Here is a 19782-nt window from a genome sequence, read left to right as displayed (position 1 = left end):
GCTTTGTACGCCTGGGAGCCCGCGGCGGAGCGCCTCACATGCGCTGGGCTTTACTGCGTCGCTGCAATGGTAGCGGCCAGGTGTGCGGAAGTCGCCTAAGCCTGCAAGGCCTGCGCGATGGCGTCGTCGACGCGATCGAGCCAGATGAACTCGAGCGACTTGCGCACTTCCTCGGGGATGTCGTCGTAGTCGCGCTTGTTCCGCGCGGGCAGCATGACGCGCCTGATTCCCGCGGCCGCCGCGGCGACGACCTTCTCCTTGATACCGCCGACCGGCAGGACGAGTCCGCGGAGGCTGATCTCGCCGGTCATCGCCGTATCGCTTCGCACGGTTCGGCCCATGAGCAGCGAGGCGAGCGCAACGAACATCGCGACACCGGCGCTCGGCCCATCCTTGGGCGTCGCGCCTGCGGGCACGTGGACGTGAATGTCGCTCTTGTCGAAGCTCGCCGCATCTATCCTGAGTGGAATCGCCATGCTCTTGAGCAGGCTGAGCGCCGCCTGCGCGCTCTCCCGCATGACCTCGCCAAGCTGCCCGGTGAGCATCAGCTTGCCACCGCCGGGTGTGCGGGTTGCCTCGATGAAGAGGATGTCGCCGCCAACAGGCGTCCAGGCAAGACCGGTGGCCACGCCGGGGACGGTCGAACGCATGGCGACTTCATTCTCGAAGCGCGGCGCGCCGAGGATTCTCTCGACCATCGCGACATCGACGTGCTTCGGTCCGGTCGCGCCTTCGGCAACCTCGACCGCAATGTGACGCAGAACGCGCCCGATCTCGCGCTCGAGGCTGCGGACCCCGGCTTCGCGCGTATAGCTCTCGATGATGCGGTTTAGCGCGGCATCCTCGATCTCCACCTGCTCCGGCCTCAGGCCGTTGGCTTCGAGCTGGCGGCGCACGAGATAGCGCTTGGCGATCTGCAGTTTTTCACCGGCCGTGTAGCTCGACAGCGAGATGATCTCCATGCGATCACGCAAAGGTCCGGGAATCGTTTCGAGCATGTTCGCGGTGGTGATGAAGATCACGCGGCTCAGGTCGAACGGCACGTCGAGATAGTTGTCGCGGAACGTGCTGTTCTGCTCCGGATCGAGGACCTCGAGCATTGCCGCCGATGGATCGCCATGGATCCCGGCGCCCATCTTGTCGATCTCGTCTAGCATCATCACGCAGTCGCGCGCCCCCGCCTTGCGGATGCTCTGAATGATGTTGCCGGGCATGGCGCCAACGTAGGTCCGGCGATGACCGCGGATCTCGGCCTCGTCGTGCACGCCGCCCAGGCTGACGCGGACGAACTTCCGCCCCATGGCCCGGGCGATCGACTGGCCGAGCGAGGTCTTGCCCACGCCCGGCGGGCCGACGAAGCACAGGATAGGGGCCTTGCCCCCGGGGGCCAGCTTGCGTACCGCAAGGTATTCGACGATGCGCTGCTTGATCTTCTCGAGGCCGAAATGATCGGCATCGAGAATGCGGCGCGCCTCGACGATATCGATGTCCTTCGATTCCGGCGGCGCCCAGGGCAACTCGACCAGGATATCGAGATAAGTGCGGATCATGCCGTATTCGCCGGCCGCCTCCGGCGTGCGCTGCAGCCGGCGCAGCTCCTTGCGTGCCACGGCCTCGACGTCGGCCGGCATTTTAGCCGCCCCGATCGCCTTCTCGAGATCGGCCAGTTCCTGTTTGTTGGAGCCTTCCTCGCCGAGCTCGCGCTGGATGGCGGCCATCTGTTCGCGCAGCAGCACCTCGCGCTGACGGGTATCGAGCGAGGCCTTGGTCTGCTTGCCGATTTCGGCCGACAGACGCAGCACCTCGAGCCGATGGGCCAGCAGCTTGGATACGCGGTCGAGCCGCGGCACGAGGTCGACCGTTTCGAGCAGACCCTGCTTCTCCGCCGGCTCGACGTCGAGATAGGTGGCGGCGAGGTCGGCCATCAGACCTGGCGAAGTCGTGGCCTCAACCGTCTGCCGTAGCTCGGCGGGAGCCTGCGGCAGAAGATCGAACACCTCGCGGACCTGATCGCGCAGCACGAGGAACCGGGCCTCGACCTCGGATCCGGTCGTCGCCGGCTCGACGAGATGCACGCCCTTGGCGAGAAGGAACGGATACCCCTCGACGAATTCGCCGATCCGGAAGCGCTGGACTCCCTGGCAAACCAGATGATGCCCGCCCTCCGGACTCGTCACGTAGCGCAGGATGTTGGCGACCGTGCCCACACGATGGAGGTCGTCGGTTCCGGGCTGATTGTTCTGCGGGTCGCGTTGCAGCACGAGGAGGATCTGGCGCTGCTCGCGCACCGCCTGCTGGATCGCCGCGACGGACGACGCCCGACCCACGGTGACGGGCAGCACGACCTCCGGAAACAGCACCATGTTGCGCATCGGCACGACGATGAGCGCATCCGCCGGCACCGGGCGCCGGACGTTCTGGTCGGCGTCGCTATTCACATCCGGCGGCGCAGTCATGGCGCGGCCTTTCGCCCGGCCTTGGGCAACTCGATCACAAGACAACCGTTGAGCACCCCTGTCCGCGGCGTCTCGTATCGGCCCGCCGGCAGCGGGACTCGTCTCTCGAACCGGCCCTGCGGCAATTCAAGGCGATGAATGCGTGCGATCCTGAGCTGCGGTGGCAGGAGGCGTTCGCCGGCAATCGCCAGAACGCCATTCTGAATGGCAACCTGGACCTGCTGCGGATCCACTCCCGGAAGCGCGACGAGAATCAGAACGGAATCGTCCGTCTCGAGGACGTCCGTCGGCGGCTCCCAGGCCGGCCCGCTGCGGCGGACCGCGGCAGGAGGGCTGAAGACCTGGCGGTGCAGCTGCTCGGCCCGCGCCAGCATCTGCAGCGCTTCGGACCACATCCAGTTGCGGGAATCCTCGTTGGTCATCAGCGGCTATATGGGGAGCACTTTGATCGCTGCATCCCCTCCTCCTCGATTTAGTTCACCAACGCCTGATAGACGAGATCGCGCAGCATCGAGTGATACTGCTCGCTCGCCGCCGGCGCCTGCATCATGAGCACGACGTAGAGATGCTCACGCGGGTCGTGCCAGAAGTAGGTGCCCCAAACTCCTCCCCAATGATAGTCATAGGGCGAGCCTGGCAGGGGATTGCGGCCCTGCTCGGTCCGGACGGCGAAGCCCAGGCCAAAGCCCTGCCCCATTCGCGGGCTGGGCTCGAGCGGCCCCAGCCGCCACATGTCATCGCCCATCTTGATGTCCGGCGGAAGGTTGTCCGCCGTCATGAGATCGATGGTCTTGCGCGAGATGATGCGCACGCCGTCCAATTCCCCGCCGTTGGCGAACATTTGCAGGAAGCGGGCATAGTCGGCGGCGGTCGAGACCATGCCGGCGCCGCCGGACTTCCAGGTCGACCGGTAGGTCACATCGGGGATCGGCGGCGCCTCATTCCTCGGTCCTTCCTTCTGGGGATGCGCGCCTCGCCCCTTCTTGTCCGGCGAAACATCGAAGCCGGTGTCGCCAAGCTTCAACGGCTTGGCGATCCGCTCCTCGATGAACTTGTCGAGCGGCCTGCCGGAGACGACCTCGATCACCCGGCCCAGCACGTCGGTGGACATGGAATATTCCCAGTGTGTGCCGGGCTGATAGAGCAGCGCAAGCTTGGCCAGCTTCGCCGCCATTTCGGCATTGGTCTGATCGGCGTCCATTACCTTCATGTCGTAGTAGGATTGCTTGACGGCATTGGCGCCGATAGCGCCGTAGGTCAGGCCCGATGTATGGCGCATGAGATCCTGGATCGTCATCGGCCGCTCCTGCGGTTCGAGACCCATCTGGACCGTGCCGTCCGGATTGGTCCTGGCCACTGAGACCCTGGTCTCGCCAAAGGCAGGAATGTATTTCGCCACCGGGTCGGCGAGCGACATCTTGCCTTCCTCGACCAGCGTCATGGCGGCCACGGAAGTGATCGGCTTGCTCATGGAGGCGACGCGGAAGATCGAGTCGGTCTGCATTGGCGCCTTGGCTTCGCGGTCGCGATAGCCGAAAGCGTCGAACATGACGATCCTGCCGTTGCGCGCGATCAGCACGACGGCGCCCGGGATCTTGCCGTCCTTCACGTCCTCGTTGATGCGGTCGGACAGCCGCTTGAGCCGTACCGAGGAGAAGCCGACCTCCTCCGGCGACTGCGCCTTGGGGATGCCCTGCCCCACCGCCGGCACGGCGATGCCGAGCGCGAGCGCCGCCAGACCGAGAACGCGAACCACTGACATGCAAACTCCTTCCCCCTGATATTCGGCGCATCAAAGCATCGATGGCCGTCCACAGTCAGGCAAAAAGGAGTCGTTCCACCAGCCAGAAGGCGCCGGCGGCCGCCACCGCCAGCGACAGGACTTGCGGCAGTCGCGCGATGCGTCCCGGTTTCGCCAACCAGACTACCGCCGGCATGACGGCAGCGACGAAGGCGAGCTGCCCCAGCTCGACGCCGACATTGAAGCCGATGAGCGCGCGGACCATGGCCGCCCTCGGCAAGCCAAGCTCGGTCAGGGCACTCGCAAAGCCGAGCCCATGCACGAGCCCGAACACAACCGCAATCAGCCAGCGCTGCGCCGTGCGCGCCGGGGCCACGAGGTTTTCAAGCGCCACCCAGATGATCGTGGCGGCGATCAGCGGCTCGACCACGCGCGACGGCACGTCGACGACGCCGAGCGCCGCGAGACTCAATGTGATGGTATGGGCGATAGTGAATCCCGTGACGATCTTGGCGATCGGCCAGAAGCCGCGCGTCAGCGCCAGAAGTGCCAGCAGGAACAGCAGGTGATCGGGCCCGCTCAGGATGTGTTCGGCTCCCATGGCGATGAAGCTCAGCCATCCGGTCGCCGTCGGTCCCGACAACTCTACCGTCGCCTCGCGCCGATCGGCGCCAAAAGCGAATTCCACCGAAAGCTGCCCTGGTATGTGCACGCTCATCACGGTCTGGAAATGACCGCCGAGGATCGCCGGCCAATCGTCGCGAATGGCAAGCGTGCCGGCGGGCTTCGGACAGGCAAGCGCCATCTCCAGCATCACCTTGCCGTCGCCGGCACGCGAACCTTGGACGGTGATGCGTTCCGGCACGCAAGCGTTACCGGCGATCGAGAACCGGGCGTGCTCGCGCATGGCCTGCGCGACACGCGTCGCTGCGGCCGGATCGCCGTCGGCAGCCGCGAGCAGCGTCCGTCCCATCTCTTCGTCCTGCTCGGTCGCAACCAGTGTCAGGCGATACGACAAGCGCCCATCATTGGCCTCCAGCACCGCGAGGCCGGTGCTGGTGACATGTCCCTCGACGTGCGAAGCGCCCGCCAACGCGAATAGCAGGACGAGCAGAAATCGTCTCATTCCTGTCGCTCTCCGATCACCTGCTCCCAGGCTTCCGCCACATAGGTCGGCAGCATCGGCAGGCCATCGACTCCCTGGACGCGCACATAGCGTGCCACGCCCAATGGATTGCGGCCACCGAACTGGATTTGGAAGGACGCTCCGGCGGAGGAGCGCACCTCGACACGCAGACTGTCGGATCCCAGAGCGTATTCCGAGGCCGGCACCTGTCCGACTTCATCGGGCGTCAGCACGCGCAACGGACCGGCATTGCGCAGCAGTCGCAGCGCGGCATCGATGCGCCGGGTGAGGTCGGGCGGCACCGGCCGCGGCGCCGCGATCGCCTGCCAACCGTCGTCCCGCCGAAAGCGCCATGTCGCTCCGCCTGTAGCAACTTCGACTTCGCGTGCGTCTTCCGGCGCAAAAGCCGCCAGCAAGCCGGCCGCCTTGAATGGCGCCAGGCCGGCGTCGGGCCGCTTGCCGGACAGTGCGAGCCCGACCATGAAGAGGAGCGCCGCCGCCGCGGCCAGCGGCCAGGCGAAACGCTGCATCAGCGACGGCGCCACAGCCACACACCCAATCCGGCACACGCCACGAGGCCGGGCAGCAGAATAACCGTCAGGATGAAGATCCAGCGCACCTCGGCATTGGTCAGCGTCACCAGCGGCAATACCTCGACCGGCGGCTTCAATGTCGGCAGGCGCTCCTCGTGAAGCAGCCAGGAGATGCCGGCCAGAACGATGTCCGCGTTGGCGAGATAGGGAAAGAACGAATTGCTGGCAAAATCCGCATCGCCCACGACAATCATCCGGTACGGCCGCGCTGCCGGAGACATCCGCCCCTCCGCGGCGACGGCAAGCGGATAGGCGCGCTTCTGCTCAGTCGCCGCTTCCTCGCGATAGCGCAGGCGATCGAGTGCGACGTAGCTCTTGGCGCTGCTGGCGAACAGAACCACCGCTTTCACGCCGTCGCGCGGTGCCGGCTCGACCGGCCGCGCGCCCGGATAAAACGACAGGGCCTGCGCTCGCGTCACTGGATGGTTCGCGTAATGCGTGATCGCGATCATCTGCTCGTCGGTGAAATAGTGCTCGATCGGGTCGACGATGACGCCCTCGTCGACGCGTGCGCCCGCATCGACCAGCACCGCGGCCATGCGCGGCTCGATTGCAAAATCCGGTTCGACCAGCAGCATATAGCTGCCGCCCTGCTCGAGATAGCGGCGCAACACATCCGCTTCGGCGGGAATATGCGGCGTGCGCGGATTGGCGTCGATCAGGGCCGCGCAATCCCTGGGCAGTGGCTGGCCCGGACGCAGCTCGGCCTTGCGCGGCTCGAGCCCAAGCTTCTCGATCGCCCTTCGCAGCCGGCCGAGGCCATGCTGCTGCATCTGGACCAGCGACATGCCCTCGCTGTTGTGGCTGTGCGCATGGCTGCCCTCGAAGTGGGTGTGGAACTCGAAGTTGTCGATGTCGTACTCGCCATGGCCCGTGGCAAAACACACGACCGGCTGGCGGCGACGCAAAGCACGCAGGATGCCGAGCGCGATTTCGCGGTCGTCGGTCGTCACCACCTGAAGGCGATGAGTGGCCGTCATGACGACCGCGGTATTGTAGAGCTGCACGCCAAACGCGCCGGCACGGCCGGGATTGCGGTCGATGTCCACCGCTTCGACGGACAGCTGCGGATTGAGGTGCGCGAGCAGTTCCAACATGGTGATGGCGGCGCGGCCGGCAGCGTTCTCCTTCTGATAGAAGTAGACGATCTGCACCGGTTCCTGCAGCGACCGCACGATGTCGGCGGCCTCGCGCGAGGGGGTGAAGGCTTCCTCGCGCGTGAAATCGAGATGCGCGTCGTGACGGTAGATGGCGACATTGGCGGCGACCGTCGCGCCTACAGCCAGGGCAATCACCCCCAGCCGCAACGTCCAGCGCCGCCATCCCGCGCCATAGACGCGCAAGCGAAGCGCAGCCGCGAACATCACCACCAGCGCGGCGATGCAGGCTGCGAACCAGAGGCCGTCCAGCCAATTGGACTGCTCGCCGCTCATCGCTCGGCCAAACGACGCGTGGTGAGGAACAGCGCGAGCAGCGCCAGCGTCACGAAATAGCAGATGTCGGAAACGAAAACCGACCCCGTCACCATCGGCCGGAAATGGCCGATCAAGGACAGATTGATCGCCAGGACGTCGAACGGCGGCGGCAGCAGATACGACACCGAATCGGCAAACCACAGCATCAGGGCGGCGCCCAGAGTCAATGCCGCCGCGACCACCTGGTTCTCGGTCAGGCTCGACATCAGCAGGCCGATGGCGACGATCAGCGTGGCATGGCAGACGATCGCGAGATAGCCGCTCGCGATCGGTCCCCAGTCCGGAGCTCCGTGCGCGTCGAGCACGATGGCATAGACGATCGCACCGAGATACATGCCGAGCACCAGGGCGAACACGGCCAGGAATTTCGCCAGCACGATCCAGACCTCGCCGATCGGCGCCGTGAGCAGGAGCTCGAGCGTGTCGTGACGTCGCTCCTCGGCGAAGGCCCGCATGGTGAGCGCGGGCACGAGGAGGATGGTCAGCACGTACATCTGGTGGAAGATGTAGATGAGGTTGGCGACCTTGGTCGCAAACAGCGTCAGGCTGAACGTATATCCCAGCACCAGCAGGAAGACGGCAGCCACGGTGTAGCCGACCGGCGAGCCGAAGGTCGCCAGCAGCTCCTTGCGCAACAGAACACCCAGGGTTCTCATGCCAGCGACAGGAACCAGGCTTCGAGGTCCGGTGTGTCGGCCATTGCGCGCACACCGCGCAGTCGGCCATCCAGCAACACTCCGACCCGGTCGGCCGTGCGGGCCACCTCGCCCAACACGTGCGAACTCATCAGCACCGTGTGACGACCGGCGAGGCCACGGATCAGCGAACGGATCTCGATGATCTGACGCGGATCGAGGCCGTTGGCCGGCTCATCGAGAATGAGCAGCGCCGGATCGTGGACCAGCGCCTGGGCAATCGCCGTGCGCTGGCGATAGCCGCGCGACAGCGTGCGCGCAGGGCGATCGGCGACCGCCTGCAATGCCAGGGCCGCAATCACCCGGTCGACCGCGTCGGCGACGGCACGTCCGGTAATCCCCCGCAGTCGCGCCATGAAGCTCAGGAACTCGCGTACCCGCATGTAGCTGTAGAGCGGCGCTGCCTCGGGAACATAGCCGATCAACCGTCGCGCCTCCTGCGATTGCACGACGGCGTCGCAGCCGCAAATCTCGAGCCGACCTTCCGTGGGCAGCAGATAGCCGCTGAGCAGACGAATGAACGTCGTCTTGCCGGAGCCGTTGGGCCCCAGCAGGCCGAAGACTTCACCCGAATGGATGTCGAGATCGAGGGTGTCGAGGGCCAGTGTCGAACCGTAGCGCTTGCTCACGCCTCGCACGACGACCGCACTCGCCTTCTCCTCCCCGGTTCGGGGAGGAGCGGAATGAACCTGAGGTGTCGCCGACACCTTCAGTCGTAGAATTCCGGTGCCTTCTTGGCCGCCTTGAACAGCTCCGGATCGTGACCGATAAGGAGCTTGGCATTGTCCACGTCGCGGTAGTGGCGGATCTTGGCGTAGCTCTCGTACGCGTCCTTGGGACTCCACGTGCCGGGAATCGGCGGGATCAGGTTCTTGTCCAGGCTCTCCGTCATATAGACGCAGTCGCTGGTCAGAATCATGCTGCCGGTCTTGGGCAGCTTGACGATCATGAACTGGCTTCCCGGCGTGTGCCCCGGCGCCCGGATCAGGCGGACCGTACCGTCATCGAACAGGTCGAAGTCGCCGTTGAGGCGGATCGTCTTCATGTTCTTGGTCTCGGCGAAGTCGCCGGGAATGTAGTAGATGGAAAAGCCGACGTCGGGCCACCATGCTGCCTTGAACTCGTCGTCCTGCGCGATCAGCGTCGAATTCTTGAACTGGCCGACATTGCCGCCGTGATCGAGATGCAAATGGCCGACCGCGACGTATTTCACGTCGTCAGGCTTGAGTCCGATCTTGGCGAGCTGCACCGGAATGGCATCGTCCTTGGTCATCTTCAGGCCGAAGCCCTTGGCCAGGGGACCCCACCATCCGTCGGGATCGGTGATGGTCTTGTCGTTGTTGCCGGTGTCGAACATCACCACACCCTTGGGATGCTTGATGATGTAGAAGCTGACCGGCGCCCAATCGATGGTCCCTTGTCCACCAATCTGCAGTGCGGCCTTGGGGAACCCGCCGAGCGAGCCCGAGGTGAACACGTAGAGCTTGGGACCTTCCTGGGCCGACGCCGGTGCAATCGACGCCCAGATCAAGCCGAGGAAGCACGCGAGACCACTCAGGCAACGCAGGAATCGAGTATCCATGGACGCCCCTCCTGTCCCTCCGGTTGTGTGACGAAGCGTCGCGCGACATCGAGGCCTCGTCAAGCCATCTGGAAGCAGATCAGACCCTTGCCTGGCCTGCAGTGGTCCTGAAGCCGGTACCGTCTACCGTCCCTTCGCCTCCTCGGGGTCGGCAGCGCCCACGGGCCAGACCAGCGTAAAGCGCTCGAATATCGCAAGCATCGTGTCGTCGAAGGCGAAACCCTCACGGACGGCCCGGGCCGCGAAGTACTGCTTGTGCATCGCCAACCAGTCCTCGCGCGTGCGCTCGCCCTCGCCTTCGTCCCAGGCGAACGCCTCGTCGACCTCGTTCAGGGGCTTCACCTCGACCGTCCTGGTGCGCCAGATGGCGCGCGCACGGTCGTGGCCGTCGAGGACGACGACATGGCCGTCGATCCGCGCCATCGTCTCGGCGCCGGCTTCGACGTCACGCAACAGGCAGGCCGTTGCCCGCTTGGGCCCTCTTAGAATGAGGGCAAGGAGTTCGTCCGCCATATCCGGATCGCTTCCCATTCGGCAGACGTCAAAACGCTGTTGCGGCACGTTGCGTGCGCGACAGTAGTTCTCCCAGAAGGCCACCGTGTCGGGGCTGCAAGGTTTGTCCATCAGACGACCATGTCCGAAAATCGCCAGACCGATGCCGTCCGCTTCGCCCAGATCGACCGGCAAATCAAGGAGCGGTCATGGCAACCCTTCGCAAACAAATCGCAATCGACGCGCCGGCAGCCACTGTGTGGCAAGCAGTGCGGGACTTCGAAGCCGTGCATCGACGGGTGGCTCCAGGCTTCCTGACCTCCCTCCGGATGGAAGACGGCGACCGGATCGTCACGTTCTTTAACGGCCTCGCTGCGCGCGAGCGGCTGGTCACCATCGAGGAGGAAGCCTGCCGGCTGGTCTATTCGGTCGTCGAAGGCCGGGCCAGCCACTACAACGCCGCGGTCCAGGTCTTCCCGGAAGACGAAGACCGCAGTCGCATCGTCTGGACGATCGACCTGCTGCCGAACGAACTCGCCCCCGCAATCGGCGGGATGATGGATCGTGCCACAGACTTCATGAAAAAGGCGCTCGAAGCGGCTTGAGCGCAAGGGCACGGAGTCTGTATGACGCCGCGATGAAAGTCTCGGCACGAGATATCGACCATCTCAGCATTACGGCAACCGCACCCGATGCGCTTGCGGCCCGCTGGCACCAGCTCGGCTTCAACATGACGCCGGAGGGAATCGAGCCGCGCTGCCTGTGCTTCCATCCCAGTCGAGACGATATCCCGAACTACATCGAGTTGCTCGAGGGCGAGCCACGGATCGCGCTTGCGATGAACGTTGCGGAGCTTCAGCACGAGGAATCCATCCACGTTTGGGAAACCGAGGACGGTTACGAGGTCGAGGCGAAAGTCATTGTCGGCGAAGGCGAGAGCGATCCGCTGCCGTGGTTCCCCGTGAAGCACGAGACGCCGGATGCCTTCATGGAGCCGGAGTGGATCGTTCATCCCAACGGCGCGTTGGGCTTGGTCGCGGTTCATGCCGTCGCTGACGATCCCGCCGGGTTGGCGAGGACCCTCAAAGGGTTGTGGAAGGCCGAAAGCGAAGAAATCTTCGACGGCTGCGTGGTGGTGAGGACGGGCGCCGTGGAGCTCCTGATCTGGTCGGCCGCCGCATGGCAGCTCGAATACAAGGCGATCGAGGCGATGGCGCCGCAGGAATTGCCGGCTGTCGTCGGCATCGCCATCGCGATCGAACGGCCGCGGCCGCTTCAGGCTCTTCTCGCGGCCAACAACGTGAGCTTCTCGTCCGGTGACGGCGGCCGCATCCTCGTCGCCCCCGAACAGGCCGGCGGCTTGACCATCGAGTTCATGCCGCAGACCTGATCCAACGCTGCCAGGCGCTGCTCGCCAGGACGATCTCGGCCATGCGATTGTAGCCGCCCGCGGCGGGATGGGCGCCGTCGCCTGCCCGCACTTCGTCGCGCCAGACGGGCGTCGCCATCAGCCCGTCGAAGACGGAAACAAACGGCACGCCGAGCCGATCGCAGAGGGAAGCGAAGGCGCGATCCAGAGCTCCGCAGCGTCCGCGCGCGCCTTGGGTTTCGATCGGCACGACACCGACCATGAAGACCGGCCAACAGGCCCTGGCTTCCGCCAGAATGGCTTCGGCGTGACCGAGCGTCGCTGCGCTCGGGATCTCCTGCACTGCATCATTGGCGCCGAACGAGAAGACCACGCGGCCCTCGAACTCGGCCGGCAGCCTTGCCTCGACCTCGGCGCGCCAGCGGGCACGAATCTGGTCGGATCGATCGCGGCGGACGCCGAGATTGTAGCCGGTGAGCTCGATTCCTCGCCTGCGCTCGTCCTGCAGCACGCGGCCAACCCAGCCGAGATAGGCCGGATCGCCCGTGCCATTGACCATGCTGTCGCCGACGAAGCAGATACGCATCAAAAGGCGGGAGCCGGTGCCTGCGGCACACCGTTCCAGAAGTCGGGATCGTGGCCGAAAAACAGCTTGGCCCCGCTTTTTTCGAGCGCCTCGAGACGGTCGAGCGATGCCAGCATTGCCTCGCGGTCGAAGACGAAGCGCGGAAGGCGCCGCTCGCGCAAGGTGCGGCAGAAATAGCAGGCATCGCCGGTCAGCACGATCTCGCCCTTGTCGGTGCGGACCTTCAGGGACTGATGGCCTGGCGTGTGGCCGTAAGTGGGGATGCAGACGACACTGCCGTCGCCGAACAGATCATGCTCGCCATCGACCTCCTTCACCGGATGGCCATGGTCGAAGTCCACCTTGTAGAAGCCGACCTTGGCGGCGAGCTCGGAATCGTTCGCCGCCTGCCATTCGCGCTTCTGCACCACCATCGTCGCGTTGGGAACCAGCTCGTTGCCCCCGACATGATCGAAGTGGAGATGGGAGTTGACGATGTAGTCGACCTTGCCGGGATCGCGATCGATGGATTCGAGGCGCGAGACGATATCGTCCTGAGGTCCATAGTGCTCGAACCCAAAGATCTTCGCGACCCGCTCGCCCAGACGGGCTGCGGCGTCGGTGCGACATTGGGGATGCATGCCCGTGTCGAACAACACCCGCCCCTTGGCATGCTCGATGAGATAGGATGGGATCGGCAAAGTCACCTGACCGTCCTCGCCCTCGATCATGTCCTTCAGCCGGCCGACCAGACGGCCGCAGGTCATCGCATAGAGCTTCGCTGTCATCACGGCAGCCTAGCAGGACTGCGAGAGGAACCGAAGCAGCCAGGCGACGTTGCTGCGTCTGTCACCGATCGGGATGCGGATCGTGAAAGCTGTTACCGTCCTGCCGGGAACGCCGGCCTCAGTTCAACTCGATGAGCGGCCCGAACCGCAAGCCGCGCCGGACATGCTGCTGGTCCAGGCGATCGCGCTCGGCGTCTGCGGCACCGACCGCGAGATCATTTCCGGTGCCTACGGCTGGGCGCCGCCCGGCAAGGATCGGCTGATCCTCGGCCATGAATCGCTCGGCCGTGTCATGAAAGCGCCGGCGGGCTGCGGCTTCTCTGAAGGCGATCTCGTGGTCGGCATCGTGCGACGCCCTGATCCTGTGCCCTGTTCTTCCTGCGCCGTCGGCGAATGGGACATGTGCCGCAACGGCCTCTATACAGAACATGGCATCAAATCGGTCGATGGCTACGGCGCCGAGCGCTTCCGCCTCGCGCCGGACTACACCGTGAAGGTCGATCCGTCACTTGGCATGCTGGGTGTGCTGCTCGAACCTTCGACCATCCTCGCCAAGGCCTGGGACCATATCGATCGTATCGGCCATCGCACCAGGAGCTGGTCGCCGAGGACGGTCCTGGTTACGGGCGCAGGACCTGTCGGCTTGCTTGCCGCGCTCATGGGCCGTCAACGCGATCTCGAAATCCATGTCCTCGATCTTGCCGACACCGGTCCGAAGCCGGATCTCGTGCGCGACCTCGGCGGTACCTATCACGCCCGCACTCTGGCGGACGACTTCGCCCCCGACATCATCATCGAATGCACCGGAGCGCTTCCCGTACTGGCCGATGTGATGAAGCGCGTCGGCAGCGACGGCATCGTCTGCCTGACGGGCGTATCGAGCAGCGGTCATCCGCTGCCTTTCGACTTCGGCACCTTCAATCGCCGCGCCGTGCTGAACAACACGGTCACCTTCGGCTCGGTCAACGCCAATCGCGCACACTACGAGGCCGGCGCCGCGGCGCTCGCGAAGGCGGACCGGCAATGGCTGTCCCGCCTGATCACCCGCCGCGTTCCGCTCGAAAAGTGGCACGAGGCATTCGAGCGCCGGCCCGAAGACATCAAGGTGATCCTGCAATTCGAGGCCGATGCCACATGAGCGCGCCGATCGAAAGCTACGGCATGATCGGCGATTGCCAGACGGCGGCACTTGTCGGCAAGAACGGGTCCATCGACTGGCTCTGCTGGCCCCGTTTCGATTCCGATGCCTGCTTTGCCGCCCTTCTGGGCGGACCTCAACATGGGTACTGGCGGATCGCGCCCGGCCAGCCGATCACGTCGACACGGCGCCACTATCGCCCCGATACGCTTATCCTGGAGACCGAGTTTGAAACCGAAACCGGTCGCATGGTCCTGACTGACTTCATGCTACCGGGCGACAGCACGTCCGACCTGGTCCGCATCGTTACCTGCGAACAGGGCGAGGTCACCGTCGAGATGGAGTTGGTGATCCGCTTCGGCTACGGCGCGACCACTCCCTGGGTCACCCGCCCGGAGGAAGGAATGCTGCACGCGATTGCCGGCCCGGACATGATCGCCCTACATACGTCTGCCCCATTCGAGAACAAGGATTTCAAGACCCGGGCGCGCTTCGTCCTGGGCAAGAGCCAGTCGATACCGTTCGTCCTCAACTACGGCCCCTCGCATCTACAGACACCGCCGCCGGTCGATGCACACTATGCCCTGAGGCATTGCGAGAAGTTCTGGCGCGACTGGACAGCACGTACCAAGGCGGACGGCCCCTACAGCGAGGCGATCAAGCGGTCGCTAATCACACTGAAGGGCCTCACCTACCTGCCGACAGGCGGCATCGTCGCGGCGCCGACGACCTCACTTCCCGAGCAGTTCGGCAGCGAGCGCAACTGGGACTATCGGCTGTGCTGGTTGCGCGATACGACGTTGACGCTGCTCGCCATGATGAATGCCGGCATCTACGACGAGGCCGCTGCCTGGCGCGACTGGCTGCAACGCGCCGTGGCCGGTTCGCCCGACGAGATGCAGATCATGTATGGGCTGAGCGGCGAACGGCGCCTGACCGAGTGGGAAGTCGAGTGGCTGCCAGGCTACGCCAACTCGCGACCCGTCCGAGTCGGCAACGCCGCCCACGAACAGTTTCAGCTGGACGTCTATGGCGAATTGATGGACGCCGCAGAGCAGGCACGCAAGGGCGGCCTCGCCCCGAACGGCGAAGGTTGGGCGTTGCAGCGGGCGCTCATCGATCACGTCGGCCACATCTGGGACAAGCCCGACAGCGGCATCTGGGAAACGCGCGGGCCGCCGCAACATTTCGTCTATTCCAAGGTCATGGCCTGGGTAGTGTTCGACCGGGCCATCAAAAGCGTGGAGAAATACGGCCTCGACGGCTCGCCCGAGGATTGGTGCGCGATTCGCGACCGGATCCATGCCGAAGTCTGCGACAAGGGATTCGACAAGGGACGCAAGACCTTTCGTTCGGCCTATGGGAGCAACCTTCTCGATGCCAGCCTTCTCTTGATGGCGCAAACAGGCTTCATCAAGGCCGACGATCCGCGCTTCATCGGCACCGTCGAGGCCATCGAGCGGGATCTGCTGCGCGACGGATTCGTCCTACGCTACAACACGCACGATGAAGAGGACGGGCTGCCCCCTGGCGAAGGCGCGTTCCTCGCCTGTAGTTTCTGGCTTGCCGATGCCTATATCTCGATCGGCCGCGAACGCGACGCGGAAAAACTCTTCGACAGGCTGCTGTCGATCCGCAACGATCTCGGCCTGCTGGCGGAAGAATATGAACCGCACGAAAAGCGTCTGCAGGGCAACTTCCCGCAAGCGTTCTCCCACATCGCTCTGATCAACACGGCCTTCAACCTCACGCGCAGCCACAAGCCGTCCGAGCAGCGCGCCGGTGCCCACCACGGGCTGAAGGGCAAGGCAAAGCCAAACGCCAAGAAGGTCTCGGCGCCGCCGCGGCTCAGCCGTCGAGAACCTTCTTCAACGCCTCGTTGACGACCTTGGGGTTGGCCTTTCCGCCCGTCGCCTTCATCACCTGGCCGACGAACCAGCCGAACATGGTGGGCTTGGCCTTGTAAGCGGCGACCTTGTCTGGATTGCCGTCGATCACCGCCTTGATGGCCGCTTCGATGGCACCTACGTCCGTCATCTGCTTCAGCCCACGCTCCTCGACCAGAACGGCCGGGTCCTTGCCCGTCTCCTCCATGGCCGCGAACAGGTCCTTGGCGATGCGCCCGGAGATCGTGCCGTCGGCCTGCAGGTCGAGGAGCTTGCCGAGATGCGCGGCGCTGATCGGCGACCGGTCAATGCTCGCGCCGCGGCGATTGAGCATGGCGAAGAAGTCGCCGGTGACCAGCTTCGCCGCCTCCCTGGCATCGCGGCCCTTGGCGACCGTCTCGAAGAACTCGGCCGTCTCCTTCTCCGCCACCAGGACTCCGGCATCGTAGGCCGTGAGACCATACGCCTCGATGAAACGCATTTTCTTGGCGTCCGGCAGTTCGGGCAGGCTCGCCCTGATGCCCTCGACGAACTCCGGCTTCAACACCAGCGGCAGCAGGTCGGGGTCGGGGAAGTAACGGTAGTCGTGGGCATCCTCCTTGGACCGCAACGAACGCGTCTCGCCGCGGGCCGGATCGAACAGCCGCGTCTCCTGCGCGATCTTGCCGCCACCCTCGATCACCTCCACCTGACGGCGCGCCTCGTACTCGATCGCCTGCTTGACGAACCGGATCGAGTTCACGTTCTTGATTTCGCAGCGCGTGCCGAGCGGCTCTCCGGGTTTGCGCACCGACACGTTGACATCGCAGCGCATGGAGCCCTCGTCCATGTTGCCGTCGCAGGTGCCGAGGTAGCGCACGATCGAGCGCAGCTTCGTGAGATAAGCCGCGGCCTCGTCGGCCGAGCGCATGTCGGGCTTGCTCACGATCTCCATCAGCGCCACGCCCGACCGGTTGAGGTCGACGTAGGTCTGGCTGGGATGCTGGTCGTGCAGGCTTCTGGCGGCGTCCTGCTCGAGATGCAGGCGCTCGATGCCGACGGCGCGGCTCTTGCCGCCCTCGAGATCGATCTCGATCTCGCCCTCGCCGACGATCGGGTCCTTGTACTGGGAGATCTGATAGCCCGGCGGCAGGTCGGCGTAGAAGTAGTTCTTGCGGTCGAATATAGAGCGCAGGTTGATCCTGGCGTTGAGGCCGAGCCCGGTGCGCACGGCCTGCTCGACGCAATGCTCGTTGATCACCGGCAGCATGCCGGGCATGGCGGCGTCGACCAGCGACACCTGTGTGTTGGGATCGCCGCCGAACGCCGTCGGAGCGCCGGAGAAGAGTTTGGCGTCCGAGATCACCTGGGCATGCACTTCCAGCCCCAGCACGATCTCCCACTCGCCGGTTTCACCTTTGATGAGCGACATGGGTGGTTAATAGGGCTGGCCGCCGGGCGGGATCAAGGCTTTCCGATGGGCGTGCCCCTGCAGTAGGCTTTTGCCCAACAAGACAGGGAGGAAATCGATGATCATCGTGCGCCGCCGCGGCATGCTGGCGGGATGCGTAGCGGCCGCCTTCGCGGCACCCGCCCGGGCCGAGGGCGAATGGCCCAAGGGGCCGATCAGGTTCATCGTCCCCTTCCCGCCCGGCGGATCGACCGACCCGGTCGCCCGCATCATCCAGACCAGGCTGATCGAGACCACAGGCTGGCACGTCATCGTCGAGAACAAGCCCGGCGGAACGGGCGCGGTGGGCTCGGCGATCACCGCGAAAGCCGCGCCTGACGGGCAGACCTGGATGATCACCTTCGACAGCCATATCCTCAATCCGGCTTTCGCCCCGGGGCTGCCGTACAAGGACTCCGACCTCTTCAACGTCATGGAAATCGGGCGCACGCCGCAGGTGATCGCCACCCATCCCGACCGACCTTACAAGAGCTTCGCCGAGGCGGTTGCGGACGCGAAGAAGCGACCGGGAAAGGTCAGCATGGGCGTGCTGGGCGCGAGCCAGGCGCTGGTGCTGATGACGCTCGTCAAGAAGGAGAACGACGTCGACATCAACCTGATCCCCTACAAGGGCGGCGGGCCACTCAATCAGGACATCCTGGCCGGAGTCACCGACATCGCCATCGGCAGCCTGGCCTCGCTCAGCCCTCACATCCGTGCCAACAAGGTACGGGCGATCGCGGTCACCGGCGAGGCTCGGACGCCCGCGTTGCCCGACACGCCGACGCTCGCCGAGCAGGGCATCAAGGCCTTTCCCTCGTATTCCTGGTGGGGCGTCTATGCGCCGACGGGCACGCCACGGCCGATCGTCGACCGCATGCATGCGGAGATCGCCAAGGTCGTGCGATCGGCCGACATCACGCAGAAGTTCGTCGAGCAGTTCAACATGGAGATCCTGACCAGTTTGCCGGAGGAGTTCGCCGCCTACCAGAAAAGCGAACAGGAACGCTGGTTCAAGGTCATCAAGGATAACGACATCAAGGGCGACTGACCGAAGAATCAGGTTTCGGCCAGCTTCCGCAGGTCTTTCAGCGCCCGGAAGAAGCTGTCGGCGGGCGTCGACTCGGGGTCGATCAGGCGGTGGAGGCGAAAGCCGTCCTCCAGCGCAAGCAGCATGGCGGCAGCCCAGGCAGGGTCGCGCACTCCGCGGCTCCCTGCCTCTTGCATTGTCGCCGTGACGATCTCGGCGACGAGCCTGCGCCGCGCGCGCAGGCGCTTGGCAAGCTCGGGGCGGCGCATCTCGGCCCGCGCGACATAGAGGACCAGTTCCATATGCAGGAGCGGCGCGCGTCCCAGCGGGTCGTGCCGGCTGCGCTCGGTGGCACGCAGGGCCGCCACGAAATCGTCCGCCGTGCGATGCCGTGCCAGGAGCTCGCGATGATGGGCGATCGAGCGTTCGACGTGGTCCTCCAGCATGGCCACGATCAGGTCGTCCTTGCCGGCGAAGTTCGAATAGAAGGCGCCGCGCGTGAACCCGGCCGCCGCGGCGATGGTCTCGATGCTGGCCGCGCCGATGCCGCGCTCCTCGAACACCTGGGCTGCCGCCTCGAACAGCCGTTCCCTCGTATCGTCCCGCGTCGGACGCGTGCGCACCCTTGACATGGGCGGCTCTTTAGCACATTGCAAATCGATACATAACTGTATCGAACGACAATGTAAGGAAGCCCATGTCCGATGCAACCACCGCGATCAGCCTCGTCGACCGCTTCTTCCTCGAGGCGATGTCGCCTGCCTTCCGCGAGGATCCCTACCCGCACTATGAGCGCTTCCGCGGACCGTCGCCGCTGCTGCGCGTGGCCGATAGGATCTGGTTCGCGCTGGGCCACGCGGACGTAACGGTCCTGCTGCGGCATCCCAAGCTCTCGACCGACGAATCGCATGCCGCAACCGAGGCCGGGAGGATGCAGGAAGATCCCAATCGCACGCGCAGCCTGCTGTTCATGGATCCACCCGAGCACACGCGCCTGCGCGGCCTCGTGGCGCGCGCCTTCACGCCGCGACGCATCGAAGAGCTGCGCGCCACGACGAAGGCGATCGCCGCCGAGCTCGTCGAGGGTCTGGCGCTGCGATCCGGAATCGTCGACCTGATCGAGGCCTTCGCCTATCCTCTGCCGGTACGGGTGATCTGCGCCCTGCTGGGCGTTCCGCCCGAGGACGAGGCTACCTTCACCGCCTGGTCGCGCGGAATCGCGCGCTCCGTCGATCCGACGGTCCTGCGCAATTCAGAGATCGAGATCACTATTGCCGACGCCCGCCAGGGGCTGCAGGCCTATCTCGGAGACCTGCTGGCGGCGCGCCGGCGCAGGCCCGCGGACGATCTCCTGTCGGCGCTGGCCGCCGTCGAGGCGGATGGCGATCGCATTTCGCCGCGTCAGATCGTGGCGCTC

Annotated in this window: 19 protein-coding genes and 1 pseudogene; 6 read left to right on the top strand and 14 right to left on the bottom strand. The window is 65.1% G+C overall.

Annotation, left to right across the window (positions count from 1 at the left end; all coding sequences use genetic code 11):
• Positions 1-95: 95 nt before the first annotated feature.
• From lon to VH499_RS24880, 10 genes are all read right to left on the bottom strand, one after another.
• Positions 96-2456 (bottom strand): endopeptidase La, encoded by a 2361-nt coding sequence (gene lon, locus VH499_RS24925; protein ID WP_332055477.1) that lies wholly within the window; start codon positions 2454-2456, stop codon positions 96-98.
• The gene (locus VH499_RS24920; protein WP_332055476.1) at positions 2453-2878 is read right to left on the bottom strand and encodes an Hsp20/alpha crystallin family protein; all 426 of its coding nucleotides are present in this window, start codon (positions 2876-2878) and stop codon (positions 2453-2455) included. The genes lon and VH499_RS24920 overlap by 4 nt, the downstream gene beginning before the upstream one ends.
• Before the next feature lie 50 nt (positions 2879-2928).
• On the bottom strand, positions 2929-4218 hold the full coding sequence (locus tag VH499_RS24915) for a serine hydrolase domain-containing protein (RefSeq protein ID WP_332055475.1): 1290 nt from the start codon (positions 4216-4218) through the stop codon (positions 2929-2931).
• Between the two features lie 55 nt (positions 4219-4273).
• The gene (locus VH499_RS24910; RefSeq protein ID WP_332055474.1) at positions 4274-5323 is read right to left on the bottom strand and encodes a HupE/UreJ family protein; all 1050 of its coding nucleotides are present in this window, start codon (positions 5321-5323) and stop codon (positions 4274-4276) included.
• The gene (locus tag VH499_RS24905; RefSeq protein ID WP_332055473.1) at positions 5320-5874 is read right to left on the bottom strand and encodes a hypothetical protein; all 555 of its coding nucleotides are present in this window, start codon (positions 5872-5874) and stop codon (positions 5320-5322) included. The genes VH499_RS24910 and VH499_RS24905 overlap by 4 nt, the downstream gene beginning before the upstream one ends.
• Entirely contained in the window at positions 5853-7349 is a 1497-nt protein-coding gene (locus VH499_RS24900) for a GldG family protein (protein WP_332055472.1), read from the bottom strand. Before VH499_RS24900 ends, VH499_RS24905 begins: the two co-directional genes overlap by 22 nt.
• Positions 7346-8047: an ABC transporter permease gene (locus VH499_RS24895; RefSeq protein ID WP_332055471.1), complete on the bottom strand. Its 702-nt coding sequence runs from the start codon at positions 8045-8047 to the stop codon at positions 7346-7348. Before VH499_RS24895 ends, VH499_RS24900 begins: the two co-directional genes overlap by 4 nt.
• Positions 8044-8715, bottom strand: a complete 672-nt coding sequence (locus tag VH499_RS24890; RefSeq protein ID WP_332055470.1) for an ABC transporter ATP-binding protein — start codon at positions 8713-8715, stop codon at positions 8044-8046. Before VH499_RS24890 ends, VH499_RS24895 begins: the two co-directional genes overlap by 4 nt.
• An 80-nt stretch (positions 8716-8795) precedes the next feature.
• Positions 8796-9668: an N-acyl homoserine lactonase family protein gene (locus VH499_RS24885; RefSeq protein WP_332055469.1), complete on the bottom strand. Its 873-nt coding sequence runs from the start codon at positions 9666-9668 to the stop codon at positions 8796-8798.
• Positions 9669-9791: 123 nt separating this feature from the next.
• Positions 9792-10292, bottom strand: coding sequence for an ASCH domain-containing protein (locus VH499_RS24880; protein WP_332055468.1), 501 nt, complete (start codon positions 10290-10292; stop codon positions 9792-9794).
• A 77-nt stretch (positions 10293-10369) separates the two neighbouring features.
• Between VH499_RS24880 and VH499_RS24875 the strand changes: the two genes are divergently transcribed.
• A complete protein-coding gene (locus VH499_RS24875) occupies positions 10370-10765 on the top strand; it encodes an SRPBCC family protein (protein ID WP_332055467.1) in 396 nt (131 codons plus the stop codon).
• A 32-nt stretch (positions 10766-10797) separates the two neighbouring features.
• Entirely contained in the window at positions 10798-11550 is a 753-nt protein-coding gene (locus tag VH499_RS24870; protein ID WP_332055466.1) for a hypothetical protein, read from the top strand.
• Here VH499_RS24870 and VH499_RS24865 read toward each other — a convergent pair.
• Together VH499_RS24865 and VH499_RS24860 are read right to left on the bottom strand one after the other, a co-directional pair.
• A complete protein-coding gene (locus VH499_RS24865; protein ID WP_332055465.1) occupies positions 11534-12115 on the bottom strand; it encodes a GDSL-type esterase/lipase family protein in 582 nt (193 codons plus the stop codon). The two genes, VH499_RS24870 and VH499_RS24865, sit on opposite strands and share 17 nt — an antisense overlap.
• A complete protein-coding gene (locus VH499_RS24860; RefSeq protein ID WP_332055464.1) occupies positions 12115-12882 on the bottom strand; it encodes an N-acyl homoserine lactonase family protein in 768 nt (255 codons plus the stop codon). Before VH499_RS24860 ends, VH499_RS24865 begins: the two co-directional genes overlap by 1 nt.
• An 82-nt stretch (positions 12883-12964) precedes the next feature.
• Here VH499_RS24860 and VH499_RS24855 point away from each other — a divergent pair, with 82 nt between their 5' ends.
• Positions 12965-14020, top strand: a complete 1056-nt coding sequence (locus VH499_RS24855) for a glucose 1-dehydrogenase (protein WP_332055463.1) — start codon at positions 12965-12967, stop codon at positions 14018-14020.
• Positions 14017-15903 carry a glycoside hydrolase family 15 protein gene (locus VH499_RS24850; protein WP_332055462.1) on the top strand — a complete coding sequence of 629 codons (1887 nt, stop codon included), beginning with the start codon at positions 14017-14019 and terminating at the stop codon, positions 15901-15903. Before VH499_RS24855 ends, VH499_RS24850 begins: the two co-directional genes overlap by 4 nt.
• On the opposite strand, the gene gatB is transcribed toward VH499_RS24850, so the two are convergent.
• The gene (gene gatB, locus VH499_RS24845; RefSeq protein ID WP_332055461.1) at positions 15869-17317 is read right to left on the bottom strand and encodes an Asp-tRNA(Asn)/Glu-tRNA(Gln) amidotransferase subunit GatB; all 1449 of its coding nucleotides are present in this window, start codon (positions 17315-17317) and stop codon (positions 15869-15871) included. The genes VH499_RS24850 and gatB overlap by 35 nt on opposite strands.
• A 97-nt stretch (positions 17318-17414) precedes the next feature.
• Between gatB and VH499_RS24840 the strand changes: the two genes are divergently transcribed.
• Complete coding sequence (locus VH499_RS24840) at positions 17415-18386, top strand: Bug family tripartite tricarboxylate transporter substrate binding protein (protein ID WP_332055460.1); 972 nt, start codon at positions 17415-17417, stop codon at positions 18384-18386.
• Positions 18387-18394: 8 nt separating this feature from the next.
• On the opposite strand, the gene VH499_RS24835 is transcribed toward VH499_RS24840, so the two are convergent.
• Positions 18395-18997, bottom strand: coding sequence for a helix-turn-helix domain-containing protein (locus VH499_RS24835; protein WP_332055459.1), 603 nt, complete (start codon positions 18995-18997; stop codon positions 18395-18397).
• Positions 18998-19062: 65 nt separating this feature from the next.
• Between VH499_RS24835 and VH499_RS24830 the strand changes: the two are divergent.
• Positions 19063-19782 (top strand): annotated as a pseudogene (locus VH499_RS24830) (hypothetical protein); the annotation flags it as partial.

Origin of the sequence: Reyranella sp., from assembly GCF_036558665.1 — a bacterium.
In the GTDB taxonomy this organism is placed as follows: domain Bacteria; phylum Pseudomonadota; class Alphaproteobacteria; order Reyranellales; family Reyranellaceae; genus Reyranella.
Note: the sequence above shows the minus strand (reverse complement) of the source record. Positions and strands in the feature narration are given on the sequence as shown.

Coding starts and splice junctions, on each gene's coding strand:
- VH499_RS24870 (WP_332055466.1), top strand. CDS start 10,798: ATGAAAGTCTCGGCACGAGATATCGACCATCTCAGCATTACGGCAACC.
- VH499_RS24895 (WP_332055471.1), bottom strand. CDS start 8,047: ATGAGAACCCTGGGTGTTCTGTTGCGCAAGGAGCTGCTGGCGACCTTC.
- VH499_RS24910 (WP_332055474.1), bottom strand. CDS start 5,323: ATGAGACGATTTCTGCTCGTCCTGCTATTCGCGTTGGCGGGCGCTTCG.
- gatB (WP_332055461.1), bottom strand. CDS start 17,317: ATGTCGCTCATCAAAGGTGAAACCGGCGAGTGGGAGATCGTGCTGGGG.
- VH499_RS24880 (WP_332055468.1), bottom strand. CDS start 10,292: ATGGACAAACCTTGCAGCCCCGACACGGTGGCCTTCTGGGAGAACTAC.
- VH499_RS24885 (WP_332055469.1), bottom strand. CDS start 9,668: ATGGATACTCGATTCCTGCGTTGCCTGAGTGGTCTCGCGTGCTTCCTC.
- VH499_RS24865 (WP_332055465.1), bottom strand. CDS start 12,115: ATGCGTATCTGCTTCGTCGGCGACAGCATGGTCAATGGCACGGGCGAT.
- VH499_RS24875 (WP_332055467.1), top strand. CDS start 10,370: ATGGCAACCCTTCGCAAACAAATCGCAATCGACGCGCCGGCAGCCACT.
- VH499_RS24860 (WP_332055464.1), bottom strand. CDS start 12,882: ATGACAGCGAAGCTCTATGCGATGACCTGCGGCCGTCTGGTCGGCCGG.
- VH499_RS24915 (WP_332055475.1), bottom strand. CDS start 4,218: ATGTCAGTGGTTCGCGTTCTCGGTCTGGCGGCGCTCGCGCTCGGCATC.
- lon (WP_332055477.1), bottom strand. CDS start 2,456: ATGACTGCGCCGCCGGATGTGAATAGCGACGCCGACCAGAACGTCCGG.
- VH499_RS24835 (WP_332055459.1), bottom strand. CDS start 18,997: ATGTCAAGGGTGCGCACGCGTCCGACGCGGGACGATACGAGGGAACGG.
- VH499_RS24920 (WP_332055476.1), bottom strand. CDS start 2,878: ATGACCAACGAGGATTCCCGCAACTGGATGTGGTCCGAAGCGCTGCAG.
- VH499_RS24850 (WP_332055462.1), top strand. CDS start 14,017: ATGAGCGCGCCGATCGAAAGCTACGGCATGATCGGCGATTGCCAGACG.
- VH499_RS24900 (WP_332055472.1), bottom strand. CDS start 7,349: ATGAGCGGCGAGCAGTCCAATTGGCTGGACGGCCTCTGGTTCGCAGCC.
- VH499_RS24840 (WP_332055460.1), top strand. CDS start 17,415: ATGATCATCGTGCGCCGCCGCGGCATGCTGGCGGGATGCGTAGCGGCC.